Source organism: Streptomyces sp. NPDC094143 (assembly GCF_040303825.1).
Classification (GTDB): Bacteria; Actinomycetota; Actinomycetes; order Streptomycetales; family Streptomycetaceae; genus Streptomyces.
Genome location: NZ_JBEOTZ010000014.1, coordinates 50,825 through 68,355 on the forward strand (window position 1 = coordinate 50,825; position 17,531 = coordinate 68,355).

Annotated in this window: 18 protein-coding genes and 1 pseudogene; 16 read left to right on the forward strand and 3 right to left on the reverse strand. The window is 72.6% G+C overall.

Translation table 11 applies throughout. From position 1 onward, the window contains the following. Positions 1-291: 291 nt before the first annotated feature. From ABTZ58_RS19380 to ABTZ58_RS19405, 6 genes and pseudogenes are all read left to right on the forward strand, one after another. A complete protein-coding gene (locus tag ABTZ58_RS19380; RefSeq protein WP_351357792.1) occupies positions 292-1,020 on the forward strand; it encodes a hypothetical protein in 729 nt (242 codons plus the stop codon). Continuing rightward, entirely contained in the window at positions 1,020-1,226 is a 207-nt protein-coding gene (locus tag ABTZ58_RS19385) for a hypothetical protein (protein ID WP_351357795.1), read from the forward strand. Before ABTZ58_RS19380 ends, ABTZ58_RS19385 begins: the two co-directional genes overlap by 1 nt. A gap of 27 nt (positions 1,227-1,253) precedes the next feature. Next, positions 1,254-1,514, forward strand: a complete 261-nt coding sequence (locus tag ABTZ58_RS19390; protein ID WP_351357798.1) for an SCO2583/SCO2584 N-terminal domain-containing protein — start codon at positions 1,254-1,256, stop codon at positions 1,512-1,514. 100 nt (positions 1,515-1,614) lie between these two features. Then, positions 1,615-1,987: pseudogene (locus tag ABTZ58_RS19395) on the forward strand (cupin domain-containing protein). 178 nt (positions 1,988-2,165) lie between these two features. Then, the gene (locus ABTZ58_RS19400; RefSeq protein ID WP_351357801.1) at positions 2,166-3,878 is read left to right on the forward strand and encodes an alpha/beta fold hydrolase; all 1,713 of its coding nucleotides are present in this window, start codon (positions 2,166-2,168) and stop codon (positions 3,876-3,878) included. Between the two features lie 205 nt (positions 3,879-4,083). Next, a complete protein-coding gene (locus tag ABTZ58_RS19405; protein WP_351357805.1) occupies positions 4,084-5,268 on the forward strand; it encodes a winged helix DNA-binding domain-containing protein in 1,185 nt (394 codons plus the stop codon). 202 nt (positions 5,269-5,470) lie between these two features. On the opposite strand, the gene ABTZ58_RS19410 is transcribed toward ABTZ58_RS19405, so the two are convergent. Continuing rightward, on the reverse strand, positions 5,471-6,094 hold the full coding sequence (locus tag ABTZ58_RS19410; RefSeq protein ID WP_351357808.1) for a TetR/AcrR family transcriptional regulator: 624 nt from the start codon (positions 6,092-6,094) through the stop codon (positions 5,471-5,473). Between the two features lie 96 nt (positions 6,095-6,190). On the opposite strand from ABTZ58_RS19410, the gene ABTZ58_RS19415 reads away from it, so the two are divergent. Further along, the gene (locus ABTZ58_RS19415) at positions 6,191-7,246 is read left to right on the forward strand and encodes an aldo/keto reductase (RefSeq protein ID WP_351357811.1); all 1,056 of its coding nucleotides are present in this window, start codon (positions 6,191-6,193) and stop codon (positions 7,244-7,246) included. 61 nt (positions 7,247-7,307) lie between these two features. Here ABTZ58_RS19415 and ABTZ58_RS19420 read toward each other — a convergent pair whose 3' ends face one another. Then, positions 7,308-7,622, reverse strand: coding sequence for a hypothetical protein (locus ABTZ58_RS19420; protein WP_309098129.1), 315 nt, complete (start codon positions 7,620-7,622; stop codon positions 7,308-7,310). Between the two features lie 229 nt (positions 7,623-7,851). Here ABTZ58_RS19420 and ABTZ58_RS19425 point away from each other — a divergent pair, with 229 nt between their 5' ends. From ABTZ58_RS19425 to ABTZ58_RS19460, 8 genes are all read left to right on the forward strand, one after another. Further along, positions 7,852-8,211 (forward strand): arsenate reductase family protein, encoded by a 360-nt coding sequence (locus ABTZ58_RS19425; RefSeq protein WP_351357814.1) that lies wholly within the window; start codon positions 7,852-7,854, stop codon positions 8,209-8,211. Positions 8,212-8,329: 118 nt separating this feature from the next. Then, on the forward strand, positions 8,330-9,013 hold the full coding sequence (locus ABTZ58_RS19430; RefSeq protein ID WP_351357817.1) for an SCO2207 family protein: 684 nt from the start codon (positions 8,330-8,332) through the stop codon (positions 9,011-9,013). 358 nt (positions 9,014-9,371) lie between these two features. After that, positions 9,372-10,403 (forward strand): glutamine synthetase, encoded by a 1,032-nt coding sequence (glnII, locus tag ABTZ58_RS19435; protein WP_351357820.1) that lies wholly within the window; start codon positions 9,372-9,374, stop codon positions 10,401-10,403. 497 nt (positions 10,404-10,900) lie between these two features. Continuing rightward, positions 10,901-11,482, forward strand: a complete 582-nt coding sequence (locus ABTZ58_RS19440; RefSeq protein ID WP_351357823.1) for a winged helix-turn-helix domain-containing protein — start codon at positions 10,901-10,903, stop codon at positions 11,480-11,482. 63 nt (positions 11,483-11,545) lie between these two features. Further along, entirely contained in the window at positions 11,546-12,556 is a 1,011-nt protein-coding gene (locus ABTZ58_RS19445) for an SDR family oxidoreductase (protein ID WP_351357826.1), read from the forward strand. 96 nt (positions 12,557-12,652) lie between these two features. Continuing rightward, complete coding sequence (locus ABTZ58_RS19450) at positions 12,653-13,912, forward strand: sensor histidine kinase (RefSeq protein ID WP_351357829.1); 1,260 nt, start codon at positions 12,653-12,655, stop codon at positions 13,910-13,912. Beyond that, a complete protein-coding gene (locus tag ABTZ58_RS19455; RefSeq protein ID WP_351357832.1) occupies positions 13,903-14,556 on the forward strand; it encodes a response regulator in 654 nt (217 codons plus the stop codon). The genes ABTZ58_RS19450 and ABTZ58_RS19455 overlap by 10 nt, the downstream gene beginning before the upstream one ends. Before the next feature lie 203 nt (positions 14,557-14,759). Beyond that, on the forward strand, positions 14,760-16,307 hold the full coding sequence (locus ABTZ58_RS19460; protein WP_351357835.1) for a DUF1996 domain-containing protein: 1,548 nt from the start codon (positions 14,760-14,762) through the stop codon (positions 16,305-16,307). 71 nt (positions 16,308-16,378) lie between these two features. Here the strand turns inward: ABTZ58_RS19460 and ABTZ58_RS19465 are convergent, their stop codons facing one another. Then, positions 16,379-16,813: a hypothetical protein gene (locus ABTZ58_RS19465; RefSeq protein WP_351357838.1), complete on the reverse strand. Its 435-nt coding sequence runs from the start codon at positions 16,811-16,813 to the stop codon at positions 16,379-16,381. 147 nt (positions 16,814-16,960) lie between these two features. Between ABTZ58_RS19465 and ABTZ58_RS19470 the strand changes: the two genes are divergently transcribed. Next, positions 16,961-17,488: a tetratricopeptide repeat protein gene (locus ABTZ58_RS19470; RefSeq protein ID WP_351357841.1), complete on the forward strand. Its 528-nt coding sequence runs from the start codon at positions 16,961-16,963 to the stop codon at positions 17,486-17,488. Positions 17,489-17,531 lie beyond the last annotated feature (43 nt).

Here is a 17,531-nt window from a genome sequence, read left to right on the forward strand (position 1 = left end):
ACCGGTGAGCCCTACCAGGTGACCCGGAACGCGATGCGAGGTGGTGACAACCGGTGTCCCATCCCGTATGCCACCGGGGCCCAGGCGCACCTTGAAGCGGAAGTGCTGGCCAAACTGGGCACCGGTGGGCAGTGGTGGCGCCACCCCCTCGGCATCGCTCACGTGCATCCGGGATCGGACTCGGCCCTGGTCCAGCTCGACTGTCACACCAGGTTCAGCAGCGGAACTCCCTATCCCCGCAGTGCACATGCGCTGGACAGGCTTCTCCCCAGTGCGGAGCCAGGTGTTCAGGTGACCGGGGCCATCGGCCTGCGCGTGGCGGGCATCGCGGGAGCTGACCTGCATCTGACCTTGTGCGGTGGCGATTCCCGGGTCGTCCTCAGGGGCACTCCCGGCACCCGCTGGGAGCCACTGCTCGAGGAACGCCGGCAACGGTGCGAGGAGGCTGGGTGTCCGCCCCTGTGGCAAAGCCCTTCTCTGACCGACTACGAGAAGGCCGACATCAGTGGCTTCGGGGAGTCCTGGCGGGCTGAGCGGGATCTTGACTGGCTCGGATCCGCGCTGCTGCGCCGGATCGCGCTCTTCCACACGTCGGGCAGCGCCTACTCCACTCGCTCATGGATCACGGGCGACGAGTGGATCTTCGAGTTGGACACGGTCCTTGGTGCACTTCCCGGGCACGAAGACTTCCTGCACCGGCTTCTGGATCCTGTCTGGGGGCCGGCCTTGCGCGTCGATCGTTTCCACTGCACCTGCGACGAGCGGAGGGACCCGGGCGATCGCTTCTACCTACGCCAGTGCACCTACTACCTGAGGCACCGCGAACTGCCACTGGGTGGCCTGCAACTGCGCTTCCGCCATGGCCACGCCGTGTACGGCTCCGACGTCCGGACCGTCCTGGACGGTCTCGGCTCTCCCACGAAGTGGCTCGACAGGGTACTGCCGACGGACGCTCCCCGCCCGCGCCCGCAGGTTTCGACCGGGCGTCGTGTGCCGGGCCTGGAAGGGGAGGGTCGCTGATGTCCTGGGACGACGTCGCCCTGGCGATCCTCGCGGTGTCCGGGTGTCTGACTCTGTTGTTGGCGCAGATCAGTGACGTGCTGGCGAAGTTGCCGCAGGTCATCCGGGCCTGGCGGGAGGTGCGTCGGGAGCTGGGTGGTGATTCCGGTGAGGGTGGGGATTCCGGCTTTCCGGGCGGGCCGCCTTCGCGGGATCATTGGTCCTGACACTGTTGTTCGAGGAAGGTGGCGGGGATGTCCGGAAAGGATGAGGACGAGCGGGAGTTCGACCTCAGGTGGGCGGACAGCGCCGAGCACAAGGAGCCCTCGGCCCGGGCCCGTATGCTCGCCGCCCGCTGGAAGCACGATCCGCCCGGGCCCGTGCCGTTCCGCGCCGACCCCGAGCACGTGGGCTCGCGTCGCCGGTCCTCGTGGGTGTCGACGGCCGTGGTGCTCGGCTGTGTGGCGGCGTTGATCGTGGTGCTGGGGTACACCGGCTTCCGGCCGCCGTACTAGGTCCCCGGGCGTCGTACGAGGTGCGCGAGGACGAGGAGGGCGGCCGGTTGCCGGCGCGGGCACGGCACCTGCTCGCGAGCGGCTGCTAGCGTCCGGCTGCGTGGACGACAGCGTGTACGTGGGCAACGCCGGGCGGGACGCGGCGCTCGACCGGGGATGGCTTGCTTCTGGGGCACTTCAGGGATGTCGGGGATCCGCGTCACAGCGAGGCGGTGGAGATCAAGTGGGGTGTGCACCCGCAGGGCGACGAGCGTTCGCGGTGGGTGCGGGGTGAGGAGCGGACGGCGCTCCTGGTCCTGATCAGCGGGCGCTTCCGCGTCGAACTCCCCGGCCGCAGCGTGCTCCTGGAGCGGCAGGGGGACTACGTGGTGTGGGGGCGCGGTGTCGATCACTCCTGGTGCGCGGAGGAGGAGTCGGTGGTGCTCACCGTGCGGTGGCCGTCCGTGCCCGGGTACGCGGTGGCCGGCGGCTGACGTCTTGGCCGGTCCTGGGGGCGATCACGACCCTTTCATGGGCGGGCCCGTGTGCACACGGGCGCATCGAGCCCGACCCGGGCCGTTGGTTCCCGGTCTGGGAGCGCCGGTCCGGTGGCCGTGTGATCGCCCCGTACGGGACCGCGCCGCGTGAGTGAATGGCCGTATGAACGAGCCGATGCCTGCCACGCGAGCCGAGTTCACGCCCACCGCCTCCGCGGACACCGCCCCCTCGCATGCCTCCTCCGCGGACACCGCCTCCCGGTACACCGTCTTCACGCACGCCGTCGGGGGTGAGCGGCTCAGCGGGTGGTACGCCGACGCCGGCGACGCGGGGTCGGCGACCGCCGTCCTGCTGCACGGCGCCGGCACCGGGAGCAAGGAGGCGCTGCTGCCGTTGCTGGAGGAGTTCGCCGCCCACGGCTGCCGTTTCCTGACCTTCGACTTCTCGGGGCACGGGCAGAGCACCGGCCGGCTGCGGGAGCTGAGCCTGCGCCGCCGGCTCGACCAGGCCGTCTCCGTCATCGACGCGCGCGTGGCCGCGCCCGCGCCGCTGGTCCTGGTCGGCTTCAGCATGAGCGGCCAGACGGTGGCCGACCTGGTGCGGCACTACGGGGACCGGGTGGTGGCCCTGGGTCTGTGCGCGCCGGCGGTGTACGCGGCCGAGGCGTGGGACGTGCCGTTCGGCCAAGGGGACGGGCGGTTCAGCGCGCTCATCCGGCGTCCCGGCAGCTGGCGCGAGTCGCCCGCGCTGGACGTGCTGCGGACCTACGAGGGGCGGGCGGTGCTCGCGGTGCCCGGCACGGACGAGGTCGTCCCGCCCGCCGTGACCGAGGCCGTCTCGGCGGCGCTGGCCCGCCGCGCGCAGTTCACCCACTGGGAACTGCCCACGGCGGAGCACCGGTTGGGCCCGTGGTTGCGCGACCACCCGCAGGACCGGCGGGAGTTCGTCACGTCCCTGCTGACCGGGCTCGGCGAGCAGGGCTGGACGGCCACGCGGGCGTGGGTGGCCGAACAGCTCCCCGAGGGCCGCCGGGTCGTGGAGTCCGTCTTCCTGACGGGCGGTTGGAGTGCCCAGTTGCGGCGGCTCACCCTCGACGACGGCACCGCACTGGCGCTGCGGACCTTCGTGGCGCCCTTCTTCCGGCGCCACGCGCCCGGGCTGCTGACCCGTGAGGCGGACATGCTCACCCTGCTGGCCGGGCAGGACGACGTGCCCGCGCCGGAGCTGATCGGCGTGGACGCGGCCGCCGGGCACTGTGACCATCCGTCGCTGCTGATGACGGTGGTGCCGGGGCGGGTCCGGGTCGACGAGGAGGACCTCGGCCCGCGGGTGGAGCTGCTGGCGGCCCAACTGGCCGCGATCCACCGGGTCGTACCCGGGCAGCGGCCCCGCACGTACCAGGCGTGGACGTCGCCGGAGCGGGTGAACGCGCCGGAGGGCGGGGTGTGGCGGCGGGCGGTGGACGTGCTGCGCCGCGACCCTCCCCCGTACGAGGGCTGCTTCCTGCACCGGGACTTCCATCCCGGGAACGTGCTGTTCACCGGCTCGGGGGCCGGGCTGCGCGTCAGCGGTGTCGTCGACTGGGTGGAGACCTCGTGGGGGCCCGCCGACCTGGACGTCGCCCACTGCTCCACGGCGCTCGCGCTGCTGCACGGGGCGGAGTACGGCCTGGATTTCCGGGACCGTTACGCGGCACGGGGCGGCCGGCGCCTGGCCGACGGCCCGGACCATCTGTACTGGCGGCTGCTCGACGCGCTCGCCTACGCTCCGGACGCGGCGAAGCTGGCGGGGCCGTGGCGGGAACTGGGCCGGACCGATCTGACACCGGAGGTGCTGGAAGCGCGGCTGGAGGCGTATGTGACGGGGCTGCTGGAGCGCTACGCCTGAGACGGGCCGACCAGCTGTCGCGTGCACGCCTCGACGGGCCTGGCGGTGGCCGCCCGGGGGCGGGCCGGTCGCGCTGCGGATGGGGCGGGCCGGTCGTGCTGCGCCTGGAGCGGGCCGGTCGCTGTCGCGCGGCAGGTCGCGGTGCGATGTCAGTGGTGACCGCGATGATGCTGTCCCGTAGGCAGACGCGAGGAGGGAGGCCGGGATGGCGGCGGAGCGGCACATCGGTGTGGCGGAGCGGCGGGCGCGGCTCGCGCTGCGCCACCGGCTGGCCGGGCAGGCCAAGGCGGCCACGCCCGAGGCGGTCGCCGACGCGCTCGTCGCGCTGCACGGCACGGACCCGGCGACGGTGTACCTGGCGGTGGGCGCGCGGCTCGCGGACCCGGTGAGGACGGTGGAGGAGACCGGGCGGGCGCTGTACGAGGACCGTTCCCTGGTGCGGATGCACGGCATGCGGCACACGGTGTTCGTGTTCCCCACGGCCTTGACCGCCGTCGTGCACGCCTCGACGAGCCTGGCGGTGGCCGCCCGGGAGCGAGCCGCGCTGCTCACGCACATGGCGGCGGCGGGGGCGCCGGACGCGGCCTGGCTGAAGGAGGTCGAGGAGTCGACGCTGGCCGTCCTCGCCCGGCGCGGACAGGCCACGGCCGCCGAGCTCGCCCGCGAGGAGCCGCGTCTGAAGGAGCAGTTCGTGTACGCGGCCGGCAAGAGTTACGAGGGGGTGCACACGGTCTCGACCCGCCTGCTGAAGGTGCTCGGCGCGGAGGGGAAGGTCGTCCGCGGCCGGCCGCTCGGTTCCTGGACGTCCAGTCAGTTCCGCTGGGCCCTCGCGCCCGAGCACCCCGAGCTGGACGAGGCCCGGGCCCGGGCGGAGCTGCTGGGGCGGTGGCTCGCCGCGTGCGGTCCGGCGACCGAGGCCGACCTGAAGTGGTGGACGGGGTGGCGGGTGACGCAGGTCCGCGCGGCGCTGGCCGCGATCGGGGCGCGGCCGGTGTCGCTGGACGAGGGCACGGGCTATGTGACGGAGGACGACACCGGCCCGGCGCCCGAACCGCACGAGCCCTGGGCCGCGCTCCTGCCCGGCCTCGACCCCACGGCCATGGGCTGGCAGCAGCGCGACTGGTTTCTCGCACCGGAGCTGCGGCCCGCCCTGTTCGACCGCAGCGGCAACGTCGGGCCGACGGTGTGGTGGAACGGGCGGGTGATCGGCGGCTGGGCCCAGCGGGCCGACGGGGAGATCGTCTGGCGGATCCTCGACGGGGAGGGCGTCGGCCGGGAGACCCACGCGGCGATCGAGGCGGCGGCACAGCGGCTCACCGGCTGGCTGGGCACGACGAGAATCACGCCCCGCTTCCGCACACCACTGGAGAAGGAACTGGCAGCGCGCTGAGCAGCGACGGGGGTCGGCCGGCGCGGTGGGGTGTATCCGGGGGGCGGGCCGACGCGGTAGCCGGGACTGGTGGCCTGCGCCCCGGTACCCGGGGCGGGTGACCGGTGCATGTCCCCCGGGGGTGACGGACGCGGTAACCGACTGGCGTGCCTGCCCGGCGGCCGGAGGGAGTGGCCCCCGGACACACACCCCGTCACCCCCGTCACCCCCCGGCAGGACCCCGCACGTACACCCCCGCCCGCGCCGCGATCGCCGCGGCCTCCGCCGCGCGGTCGGCCAGGGTCTCGTCGAGTCGGCCGCCGCTGATGAGCAGGTGGTAGTAGAGCGGAGCGGAAACGGCACGGATCACCTCGTGCGCGTCGGTGCCCTCGGGCGCCTCGCCCCGGTCGACGGCCTGCCGTACGCAGGGGGCCCACTCCCGGACGCGGATGTCGTAGAAGCGGTGCAGGGCCGCGGCCGTCTTCGCGTCCCCGGTCGCGGCGGCGATCAGCGCCTTGAACAGTGCCCCCTGCCGAGGGTCCGTCAGAGTCCGGTGCACGAGACGGGCGTTGGCCGTCAGGTCGCCGAGCAGGGAACCGGTCTCGGTGCGCGGCGCGGACCGCTCGGCCATGTCCGCCAGGAGGTCGGCCACCAGCCCGGTCACCGTCCCCCAGCGGCGGTAGACGGTCGTCTTGCCCACCCCGGCGCGGCGGGCGATGTCGGCCAGGTCCAGGCCGGTGAAGCCCTGCTCGGTCAGGGCGTCCTCGGCCGCCCGCAGCACGGCCTCCCGCACCCGCGCCGTACGCCCACCGGGCCGCAGCGTCCCCGGCTCGCCTCCGTCAGCCATAACGGCACTCCTGTTCCATTAAGAGCCTCGCCCTGCTAGCCTAATGACCACTAACGGAACCATAGACCCGTTAGTTGCGACCAAGGAGGGTCCGCGATGGAGTACAGGCGATTGGGCGCGTCCGGGCTGATGGTCCCCGCGCTGAGCTTCGGCGCCGGCACCTTCGGCGGCCGGGGCCCGCTGTTCGGGGCATGGGGCGCGACCGACGCACGGGAGGCCCGCCGCCTGGTGGACATCTGCCTGGACGCCGGCATCACGCTGTTCGACACCGCCGACGTCTACTCCGCCGGCGCGTCCGAGGAGGTGCTCGGCCAGGCGATCAAGGGCCGCCGCGACCGGGTGCTCCTCTCCACGAAGACCGGCCTGCCCCTGGGCGACGGCCCGGGCGACGCGGGCACCTCGCGCTCCCGGCTGATCGCCGCCTGCGAGGACGCCCTGCGCCGGCTGGGCACCGACCACATCGACCTGTTCCAGCTCCACGCCTTCGACGCCGGTACACCGGTCGAGGAGGTGCTGGACGCCCTGGACAGCCTGGTCCGGGCGGGCAAGGTGCGCTACACCGGCGTCTCCAACTTCTCCGGCTGGCAGCTGATGAAGTCCCTCGCGGCGGCGGACCGGCTCGGCCGCCCCCGCCACGTGGCCCACCAGGTGTACTACTCCCTCGTCGGCCGCGACTACGAGTGGGAGCTGATGCCGCTCGCCCGGGACCAGGGCCTCGGCGCGCTGGTGTGGAGCCCGCTCGGCTGGGGCCGCCTCACCGGCCGCGTCCGCCGCGACACCCCGCTCCCGCCCGGCAGCCGGCTGCACAGCACCGCCGGCTACGGTCCACCGGTCGACGACGACCACCTGTACCGCGTGGTCGACGTGCTGGACGAGATCGCGCAGGAGACGGGCCGGGCCGTCCCGCAGATCGCACTCAACTGGCTGCTGCGCCGCCCGACCGTCTCCTCCGTCATCATCGGCGCCCGCGACGAGCGGCAGCTGCGCCAGAACCTCGGCGCCGTCGGCTGGAGCCTCACCCCCGAGCAGGTGGCGCGACTGGACGCGGCGAGCCACCGCCCGGCGCCGTACCCGTACTTCCCCTACGAGCGCCAGGAGGGCTTCGCCCGGCTGAACCCGCCGGTGTTCGCGGCACCGGAGCGGGCGGCGTGAGAAGGCGCACCGCGCGCCGGGCGCACCGCACGGCTGGGCACCCGGCGCGCCAACGGTCCGGTCAGCGTGCGTAGCGCATGAACGCCCGCACCATGTGGCACGTCGTGTCCGACGGCGGGTGGACGCCGATCAGCTCCGCCGTGTCGCGGATGGTCTCGTTGCGGGCCTGGTTCGGCAGGTAGACGCCGGAGTCGAGCAGGGCGATGGCCAGCCGCATCGCCTTGAGGCGGCGGTTGTGCGTCACGTACCACTCGCGGGGCCGGCCCGGCGGCAGCGGTCGCTTCTCCACGGGCGCGTACGGCAGGTCGAGCAGGACGGGACGCTTCGCGGTGGACTGGGTGGGCAACGGCTTCGGCTTCAGAGCGGCAGCGGGCACAGGCATCCTCCTGTCGCGGTCGGGCGGTCCGCCGAAGACCTCGGCGTCGTCGGCGTCACCCTCGAACACTGCTTCCAGTTTACCGCCGGGCACTGACAACGGGGAGTCCGCAACCACTCACAAAAGCCCAGGTGGCGACGGAAATTGGCACCTCGTCACGGCAGCTGCGGAAGGGGCGGATGAGTCGGCAGAAAATCGAACAGAGCCGGGAGCGCGTACGGTGGGCGGCATGGAAATCTGGATCAATCCGGCCTGCTCGAAGTGCCGCAGCGCCGTGCAGCTGCTCGACGCCGAGGGCGCCGACTACACCGTGCGCCGCTACCTGGAGGACGTGCCGAGCGAGGACGAGATCCGCGGCGTGCTCACGCGCCTCGGCCTCGAACCCTGGGACATCACCCGGTCGCAGGAGGCGGCCGCCAAGGAGCTCGGGCTGAGGGAGTGGCCGCGGGACGCCGGGGCGCGCGACCGGTGGATCAAGGCGCTGGCCGAGCACCCGAAGCTGATCCAGCGCCCGATCATCACCGCGGACGACGGCACGGCGGTGGTGGCCCGCACCGACGAGGCCGTACGCGACGCGCTGGGGCGTTGACGCCGGTCAACAGCGTTGTGGCGCAGGTCACTTCAGCGTCTCCCGCAACCGCTGAGCAACCCCGTTCGGTATCTCGTACATAGCGGCGTACGCTCCCCTACCGCTTCAGGAGGCGCGCATGTCGCGCAGGAGAACTCTCGGCACGAAGAAGAAGATCGCGCTGCTCGTGGGCGCGGCGACGGTGGCGGGAGGCGGGGCCTTCGTCATGGCGAGCACGTCGAACGCCGCGCCGACCCCCAAGTCGGCGTCGGAGTCGACGGTCTGCCTGGGCCTCGCCACCGCCCTCGGCAACAACCAGAAGTTCATCGCGGACCAGCGGGCCAGGCCCGACGCCCAGTCCGAGGCGCGGATCGCCAACCGCGAGGCGGTCGTCGCGGAGATCAAGCGCAAGCAGGAGGCGTCGGGCTGCGTGGTGGGGGAGTCGGCTCAGGACTCCCAGGCCACGCAGCCCGCGCAGCCCGCCCAGCCGTCGGCCCCCGCGGCGTCGGCCCCGGCCGCCCCGCCCGCCGCGTCCGCCCCGGCGGGGAACGCCGGTGGCGGTGGCGCGGCCGCCGGGCAGCAGGTGTGCAACGGCTCCACGGTCACGCTCTCCGGCGAGGGCGGTGCGCCCGCCGCGTCCAGCAACCAGTTCCCGGCCGGCACGAAGCTGAAGGTCACCAACCTGGACAACAACAAGTCCACGACGGTGGAGGTCACTTCGGTCTCCGGCAGCTGCGTGCTGCTCAACAACGCGGCCTTCGAACAGGTCCGTGAGCCCGGCAAGTTCCTGATCCGCCGGGCCGTGATCGAGAAGGTGGGGTGAGGCCGGGCGGTCGAGGAAGCCACTGAGGCGGCGGCCCACCCCCCGGTCGCCCCTCGTACGTGTCCCCGGCTCCCGCCTCCCCCGGCCAGGGGCGGCGGGACCGGCACGTCAGGGCCGCACGGCGCAGTTCACCGGCTGACCGGGGGGTAGCCGGTGAACTGCGCCTGTCCCGGGGCGAAACACCCTCACAGCGTGAGGTGCGGCGCAGCGCCACCAGGTAACACGGGGTTCACATTCGGGCAATGGCCGGGAAATCGCCCGTTGCGAGGCTGCCGGGCAGCACCGCGCGGCGTTTCAGTGCCGCAGCGCCGCAGCACCCGCGATACGCGCCCAGACACACCCCCGAAGGATGTGGCCCGTGACCTTCAAGGCTGAGTACATCTGGATCGACGGCACCGAGCCGACGGCCAAACTGCGTTCCAAGACCAAGATCATCACGGGTTCCCCCGCCGGTCTCGACGCGCTGCCGATCTGGGGCTTCGACGGGTCCTCCACCAACCAGGCCGAGGGCCACGCCTCGGACTGCGTGCTCAAGCCGGTCTTCACCTGTCCGGACCCGATCCGCGGCGGCGACGACGTCCTGGTCCTGTGCGAGGTGCTGAACATCGACCTCACCCCGCACCCGAGCAACACGCGGGCCGCGCTGGCCGAGGTGGCGGAGAAGTTCGCGGCGCAGGAGCCGATCTTCGGCATCGAGCAGGAGTACACGTTCTTCAAGGACGGCTACCCGCTCGGCTTCCCCAAGGGCGGCTTCCCGGCCCCGCAGGGCGGTTACTACTGCGGCGTCGGCGCCGACGAGATCTTCGGCCGTGACGTCGTCGAGGCCCACCTCGACAACTGCCTGAAGGCCGGCCTCGGCCTGTCCGGCATCAACGCCGAGGTCATGCCCGGCCAGTGGGAGTTCCAGGTGGGCCCGTTGGCCCCGCTGGAGGTCTCGGACCAGCTGTGGGTGGCCCGCTGGCTGCTCTACCGCACCGCCGAGGACTTCGACATCGCCGCCACCCTCGACCCGAAGCCGGTCAAGGGCGACTGGAACGGCGCGGGCGCGCACACCAACTTCTCCACCAAGGCGATGCGCGAGGGCTACGACGCGATCATCACCGCGTGCGAGGCGCTCGGCGAGGGCTCCAAGCCGCTCGACCACGTCAAGAACTACGGCGCCGGCATCGACGACCGCCTGACCGGCCTGCACGAGACCGCCCCGTGGGACCAGTTCTCCTACGGCGTCTCGAACCGCGGTGCCTCGGTCCGTATCCCGTGGCAGGTCGAGAAGGACGGCAAGGGCTACATCGAGGACCGCCGTCCCAACGCCAACGTCGACCCGTACGTGGTGACCCGTCTGCTCGTCGACACCTGCTGCACGGCGCTGGAGAAGGCCGGCCAGGTCTGATCCCGTCCCGCGGGGCTTGTCAGGGGGCGCTCACCGTGCGCGGTGGGCGCCCCCTGTCGTCGCCTGGGTGATGGTGCGCTGGGAGCGGGAGAAATCCGGCTGCCGGCCCCGCCGCCCGGCCGGGAGACCGCCGCGCGGCCCACGGCCCCCTGGCCCGGCGCGAACGGACGATGGGGTGACGCACCCGACATCCGCTCGATGTCCAAGCAGTGAGAGAAGGGTCCCGGCGGTCGGCCCCCGTCTGCTTCAATGGGCCCATGGCCAGCTACCAGAAGCACACCGCGACGGGTCGCCATGACCTCGAGCCCTTCTGGCCTTCCCGTCAGCACCACGACTTCGACCGGGTGTGTTGCCGCGCGACGAACGCGCCGGCCCTCTAAAGCCGTACACCCCGGCCTTCGGCCAGCGCGCACCGCGTACGTCCTCGGCGGCCCCGACCACGAACTCGCGGCCGTCGACCTCCCGACGAACCCTTCGCGCGAAAGAGCTGACCTCTCATGGCGACCACTCGTTCCCTGTCCACCGCCACCCTCGACTCCCCCGCCCCCCACGGCCCCCGGCACCGGCTGCGCGCCGTCGACCGGGACGAGGTGGTGACGGTCGCGGATCTGCTGCCGCCCGGGGCCACCTGGCTGCCGGCTCCCCCGCACACCCTGCCGGCGCTGCCCGGGCAGCCGCCGATGATCGGTTATCTGGTGCTCGTCCCCGCCGACCAGCAGCCCCCGTTCCCGGTGGCGGTCCCCGACCGGCCCGCGGCGCCCGAGGCCGCGACCGAGCCGGGCGGCGAGCCGCTGATCCGGGTGGACACCGTGCAGCGCACCGCCCAGGTGGACGGGCGGCCGCTCGACCTGACGTACCTGGAGTTCGAGCTCCTCGCCCACCTGGTGGCCCACCCGGGCCGGGTGCACACCCGGGACCAGCTGGTCGGCACGGTGTGGGGCTACGGCCACGTGGGCGACGGCCGCACGGTCGACGTCCACATCGCCCGCCTGCGCCGCAAGCTGGGCGCGGAGCACCGCGACGCGATCCGCACGGTGCGCCGCGTCGGCTACAAGTACGTGCCGCCGGTGGAGCGGTGATCCGCGTCTGCTGACAGCAGATCCCCGTTCCGTCCCCTCGCCGCACCGGGCAGAGTCCTCGGCATGAGACTTCTGGTGCTGGGTGGTACGGAGTTCGCGGGGCGGGCCGTCGTGGAGGCGGCGCTCGCGCGGGGCTGGGAGGTGACCGTCTTCCACCGGGGGCGGCACGAGGCGCCGCCGGGCGTGCGGTCGCTGCACGGCGACCGCACCGCGCCCGGCGGGCTCGCCGCCCTGGCCGAGGACACCGGCGCGTGGGACGCCGTCGTCGACACCTGGTCGGCGGCGCCCCGGGCCGTACGGGACACGGCGCGGCTGCTGCGGGACCGCGCCGGCCGGTACGTGTACGTGTCGAGCTGCTCGGTGTACGCCTGGGCACCGCCCGCCGGGTACGGCGAGGACGCGCCCCTGGTGGAGGGAGCCTCGGCGGAGGCCGGGGCGACCGACTACGCCCGGGACAAGCGGGGCGGCGAGCTGGCCGCCCTGGACGCCTTCGGTCCGGACCGGTCGGTGCTCGTCCGGGCCGGGCTGATCCTCGGCCCGTACGAGAACGTCGGCCGTCTCCCGTGGTGGCTGAACCGGATGGCCCGCGGCGGCCCGGTCCTGGCGCCGGGGCCGCGGGAGCTGCCCCTGCAGTACGTCGACGTCCGGGATCTGGCCGAGTGGATCCTCGGCGCGGCGGAGCAGGGGCTGAGCGGGCCGTACAACCTCATCAGTCCGCAGGGGCACGCCACGATGCACACCCTCCTCGACGCCTGCGCGCGGGTCACCGGCGGTGCGGCCGAGCTCCGGTGGACCGAGCCCGGGGTGATCCTGGAGGCGGGCATCGAACCGTGGGTCCAGCTGCCGGTGTGGGTGCCGCCGGGCAGCGACCTGCACGACGCCCTGCACAGCGCCGACGTCTCCCGGGCGCTCGCGGCCGGTCTGCGCTGCCGGCCCGTCGAGGAGACCGTGGCCGACACCTGGAGCTGGCTGCGGGCCCTCGGCGGGGTCGCGCCGCAGCGGCCGGACCGGACGGGCAAGGGGCTGGATCCGGAGGTGGAGGCGAAGGTGCTCGCGGCCGGCGCGGGTTCCTGAGCCACCGGCCGCCCCGGGGGGGTGTAGGCAGCACCACCCCCGGGCCGGGTGCCGGGCCCCGTGACCGCGCACGCCCGCTCGACCAGACTGAACGCCATGACCATCGACACGAGGACCAGCGGGTTGCGGACGGCGGGGCGGGGCATGGGACTCGCCGCGGTGCGAGGGCTGGCCCTGGCCCTGATCTCCCTGCCCGGGGCGGTGCTGTGCTTCTGCCTGTCCGCGGTCTCGATCGGGCTCATCCCGATCGGGGTCGGGCTCGTCACCACGCCGTACGTGCTGACGGGGGTGCGGGCGTTCGCGAACTGGCGCCGGGTGCTCGCGGCCGAGTGGGGCGGGGTGCGGATCCCCCCGGCGTACCGGCCGCTGCCTGAGGGTGCCAACCCCTGGGCCCGCACGTTCGGGATGCTGCGCGACCCGGCGACCTGGCGGGACCTGAGGTGGCTGCCGGTCGACATGACCGTGGGATTCACCACCGCGCTGCTGTCGGCCGCGCTGCTGATCTGGCCGCTGGAGGGGTTCGCGCTCGCCCTCGGGCTGTGGCGGGTCTTCCCCGACGGGTACTGGTACGGCTTCGTGCCGGTGACGGGCCAGGCGTCGGCGCTGGGTGCCGCCGCCCTCGCCCTGGTCATCGTGTTCTTCGCGCACTTCTTCACCCCGCGCCTGCTGGACGCCCACTTCCGGCTGACCCGGGCGATGCTCGGCGGCGACCAGGTGCAGCTGGCCGAGCGGGTGCGGGTGCTGACCGAGACGCGGCGGGACGCGGTCGACGCCTCGGCGGCCGAACTGCGGCGCATCGAGCGGGACCTGCACGACGGGGCACAGGCCCGGCTGGTCGCCGTCGGCATGGACCTGGGCACTATCGAGGCGCTCCTGGACAAGGACCCGGCCCAGGCCAGGGAGCTGATCGCGCAGGCCCGCAAGTCCTCGGTGGAGGCCCTGACCGAGTTGCGCGAGCTGGTGCGCGGCATCCACCCGCCGGTGCTCGCCGAGCGCGGTCTCGGCGACGCCGTGCGGGCGCTGGCGCTGCGGTTGCCGGTGCCCACCGAGGTGAGCGTGGACCTGCCCGGGCGTGCCGAGGCGCCCGTGGAGTCGGCCGCGTACTTCGCGGTGAGCGAGGTGCTCGCCAACGCCGTGAAGCACTCGGGCGCGGACCGGATCTGGGTCGACCTGCACCGGACGGACGGCATGCTGCGGGCGACCGTGACGGACAACGGCAAGGGGGGCGCGGTGATCGGGACCGGTTCGGGCCTGGCCGGCGTCGAGCGGCGACTCGGTACATTCGACGGCGTCCTGGCCGTCAGCAGCCCCGCGGGCGGCCCCACCATGGTCACCATGGAGATCCCTTGCGCGTAGTCCTCGCCGAAGACCTCTTCCTGCTGCGCGACGGACTCGTCCGGCTGCTGCAGGCGCACGGCTTCGAGATCGCGGCGGCCGTCGAGTCCGGGCCCGAACTGGCCGCCGCCCTGGCGGAGCTGGAACCGGACGTCGCCGTGGTGGACGTGCGCCTGCCGCCCACGCACACCGACGAGGGGCTGCAGTGCGCGCTCGACGCCCGCCGCGAGCGGCCCGGCCTGCCGGTGCTGGTGCTGTCCCAGCACGTGGAGCAGCTGTACGCGCGTGAGCTGCTCGCCGACGGCAGCGGTGCCGTCGGCTATCTGCTGAAGGACCGGGTGTTCGACGCCGAGCAGTTCGTGGACGCCGTACGGCGGGTGGCGGCCGGCGGTACGGCGATGGATCCGCAGGTCATCCAGCAGTTGCTGGCGCGGCAGTCGGGCGGCGACCGGCCGCTGGCGCGGCTGACGCCCCGGGAGCTGGAGGTGCTGGAGCTGATGGCGCAGGGCCGGTCCAACGCGGCGATCGCCGGGAAACTGGTCGTGACGGAACGGGCGATCGCCAAGCACACCGCGAACATCTTCGCCAAACTGGGCCTTGAGGTCTCGGACGACGACAACCGGCGCGTGCTGGCGGTTCTCGCGTATCTCGACCACGGCCGGTGAAACCGGACCTGCTCATTCACCGACGGTGCGGGATCGACAACTCCCGGTGCTCCAGGGGCTGTTGAGCACACAGAGTCCACACGAATCTCGCATCAATTCCCGGGACCTCTGAACACCCGTGGGACGGCCTCCGTATGGAAGGGAGCCGCTTCACTCCTGTCGGGCGCCTCGATGCCCCCGAAAAAGGAAGTCAGAGGAGTTCCATGGGACGCAACACAAGAAAACGCCGTACGCCGCTGGCCACCAAGGCCATTGCCGCATCGGCGGCCCTAGCGCTCGGTGGGGGCGGGCTGATCTGGGCAAACTTCTACGCCTCGGCGCACGAGGAGAACTCGGCGAACCAGACGAAGGCCGCGGGCGCGCAGATCGCCACGATCCAGTGCCCGGACGTCGGTCAGAAACTGACCAAGGTGCCCAAGCGTGCCCGGCGGGGGGTGGACCGGGAGCTGGCGAACCTCGACAAGCAGATCAGCGAGGCGTACTCGCGGCTCGCCTCCACGCGCCAGGCCCAGGCCGGCGACCCCGGCTTCGTCAACAACGCCATCCTCGGCCCGCTGAAGTCGAAGCGGACCGCGGCCCTCGACCGGATCGGCATCAACATCCGGCGGGTGGGCGGCAAGGCGCCCAACCTCGGCAGGTTCGCCGGGTGCAAGGGCATGGCCGCGAACCCGAACACCAACGACGGCAACGCCGGAGGCGGCCAGAACGACGGCGGCCAGAACAACGGCGGCCAGGACCAGGGCCAGAACAACGGCGGCCAGAACAACGGCGGTCAGGGCAACGGCGGCCAGGGCAACGGCCAGGGCGGCAACGGTGGTCAGGCCGGCAACGGCCCGGCGGCGGCGGACTTCATCAAGATCGAGGACGTCCAGCCGAACTCCCGCAACCTGCCCAACGGCCTCGCCGCGAACGGCGAGGGCGGTTCCACGGGCTCGTTCACCACGAACTGCGGCACCAACGAGAACGAGAACCGCAACTCCGACAACGTGATCGTGGCGCCCGGTGTGTCGAACGGCGCGCAGCACCAGCACGACTACGTCGGCAACCAGAGCAACAACGCCTTCGCGAGCGACGAGGACCTGGCCAACGCCCAGACCACCTGCCAGAACCAGGGCGACAAGTCCTCGTACTTCTGGCCGGTCCTGCGCGTCCAGGACGGCTCGCAGGACATCGACCAGGGTCAGCCCGGCGGCGGCCAGGACGGCAACGTCGGCAAGATCGTCGAGCCGGCCGAGGCGCAGCTGAAGTTCGTCGGCAACCGCACCAGCGACGTCGTCGCGATGCCGAAGGCCCTGCGCATCATCACCGGTGACGCCAAGTCCTTCACCAACGGCCTGAACAACGCCAACACCTCCTGGAGCTGCACCGGCTTCGAGGACCGGCAGGTGACGGACAAGTACCCGATCTGCCCCCAGGGCAGCTCCGTGGTGCGCACGTCCAACTTCCAGAGCTGCTGGGACGGCCAGAACATCGACAGCGCCAACCACCGCACCCACGTGGACTTCGTGGAGGCGGACGGCACCTGCTCGAACGGCTTCCAGGCCATCCCCCAGCTCCAGGTCCGCCTGGTCTACGACGTGCAGGCGCCGCAGATCAACAACGGGCAGGTGCAGAACGCCTTCGCGGTGGACTCCTTCCCGGAGCAGCTGCACAAGCCGATCACCGACCACAACGACTTCATCAACTTCTTCGACGAGGACCTGATGAACGAGATGGTCCAGTGCATCAACAACGGCGAGGACTGCCAGTAGTGCGGACCCGGTGAAAGCCGGCGGTGGGATCTCCCACCGCCGGCTTTCGCATGCCCGGACGTGCCTCGTGGTCAGCCGTGGTGGCCGCCGCGGTTGTGGCTGCCGCCGGGGTTCATGTGCTCGGAGCCCTCTTCCATCGTCCCGCCGAGCGTGCCCTGGAGCGCCAGGACGGTCTTCTCCTGGCCGACGGCGACCCACTTGCGGCCGACGAGGTAGTAGCCGCCGTAGTCCTTGGCGCCGTTGAGCCATTCGCGCTGGCCGCGGTCGGTGGCGAAGGTGGCGAGGACGTACTTCTCCTTGCCCTTCTTGCAGATGGCCTGACGGATGGTGTCGGCGTCGGTCTGCATGTTCGGCTCGCACTCGGCCTGGGCCGCGATGTGCTCCAGGCTGCCGGTCACCGCCTCGGGCACGGCGGCCGCCTCGTGCTCGCCGCCGGATCCGCAGCCGGCCAGCGCCAGTATCGCCACCGCGCCGCTCAGCGCGAGCATCGGTCGGGTCACCCTCATCTGTTCCTCCGGTCCTTGTCACGGCACGGTCCGGACGCATGCCGCACGGAGCCCTGGCACGAGGCTCTCCCCCTCGATACGGCCGCGGGGCCCGGACTGCTCAAAATTCCGCTGTCCCGATGGGCACTGCCGTGCGAGGGTGGGCGCGTGAACCAGGACTGGGAAGACCGCGTGGCCGCCCTGTGGGACCGTTTCGACGAGTACGCCGAGACGGAGGAGGACGAGGCCCGCTTCCGCGCCGACGTCGACGCCCTGGTGGCCGAACTGCCCGGCGACAGCCCGCTGGGCCCCTTCGAGCAGGCCTGCGCCTGGGACTCGACCGGCCACTCGGACCGGGCCGTCCCGCTGTACCGGGAGGCGCTGGCCCGGGGTCTGGCCGGCGTCAGTCCCTACAAGACCCGCCGGACGAAGATCCAGTTGGCCAGCTCGCTGCGGAACATCGGGCAGGCCGAGGAGGGCGTCAAGCTGCTGGAAACCGAACTCGACGCCCCCTCCGACGAGCTGGACGACGCCGTGCGCGCCTGTCTCGCCCTGTGCCTGTCCAGCCTCGGCCGCGACCGCGAGGCCCTGTCGCTGGCCCTGGGCGCCCTCGCCCCGCACCTGCCGCGCTACCAGCGGTCGATGGCGAACTACGCCCGGCTGCTGGTCGAGCCCGAGGGAGGGCCCGGGGCCTGACAGCTCCGCGGTCAGGTGACCATCCACCGATTCGCTCGTTCTG

Bases quoted from the DNA above. Each gene is read 5' to 3' on its own strand.
- ABTZ58_RS19450 (WP_351357829.1), top strand. From the start codon at position 12,653: ATGACCATCGACACGAGGACCAGCGGGTTGCGGACGGCGGGGCGGGGC.
- ABTZ58_RS19445 (WP_351357826.1), top strand. From the start codon at position 11,546: ATGAGACTTCTGGTGCTGGGTGGTACGGAGTTCGCGGGGCGGGCCGTC.
- ABTZ58_RS19465 (WP_351357838.1), bottom strand. From the start codon at position 16,813: ATGAGGGTGACCCGACCGATGCTCGCGCTGAGCGGCGCGGTGGCGATA.
- ABTZ58_RS19425 (WP_351357814.1), top strand. From the start codon at position 7,852: ATGGAAATCTGGATCAATCCGGCCTGCTCGAAGTGCCGCAGCGCCGTG.
- ABTZ58_RS19405 (WP_351357805.1), top strand. From the start codon at position 4,084: ATGGCGGCGGAGCGGCACATCGGTGTGGCGGAGCGGCGGGCGCGGCTC.
- ABTZ58_RS19415 (WP_351357811.1), top strand. From the start codon at position 6,191: ATGGAGTACAGGCGATTGGGCGCGTCCGGGCTGATGGTCCCCGCGCTG.
- ABTZ58_RS19430 (WP_351357817.1), top strand. From the start codon at position 8,330: ATGTCGCGCAGGAGAACTCTCGGCACGAAGAAGAAGATCGCGCTGCTC.
- ABTZ58_RS19410 (WP_351357808.1), bottom strand. From the start codon at position 6,094: ATGGCTGACGGAGGCGAGCCGGGGACGCTGCGGCCCGGTGGGCGTACG.
- ABTZ58_RS19385 (WP_351357795.1), top strand. From the start codon at position 1,020: ATGTCCTGGGACGACGTCGCCCTGGCGATCCTCGCGGTGTCCGGGTGT.
- ABTZ58_RS19460 (WP_351357835.1), top strand. From the start codon at position 14,760: ATGGGACGCAACACAAGAAAACGCCGTACGCCGCTGGCCACCAAGGCC.
- ABTZ58_RS19390 (WP_351357798.1), top strand. From the start codon at position 1,254: ATGTCCGGAAAGGATGAGGACGAGCGGGAGTTCGACCTCAGGTGGGCG.
- ABTZ58_RS19440 (WP_351357823.1), top strand. From the start codon at position 10,901: ATGGCGACCACTCGTTCCCTGTCCACCGCCACCCTCGACTCCCCCGCC.
- ABTZ58_RS19400 (WP_351357801.1), top strand. From the start codon at position 2,166: ATGCCTGCCACGCGAGCCGAGTTCACGCCCACCGCCTCCGCGGACACC.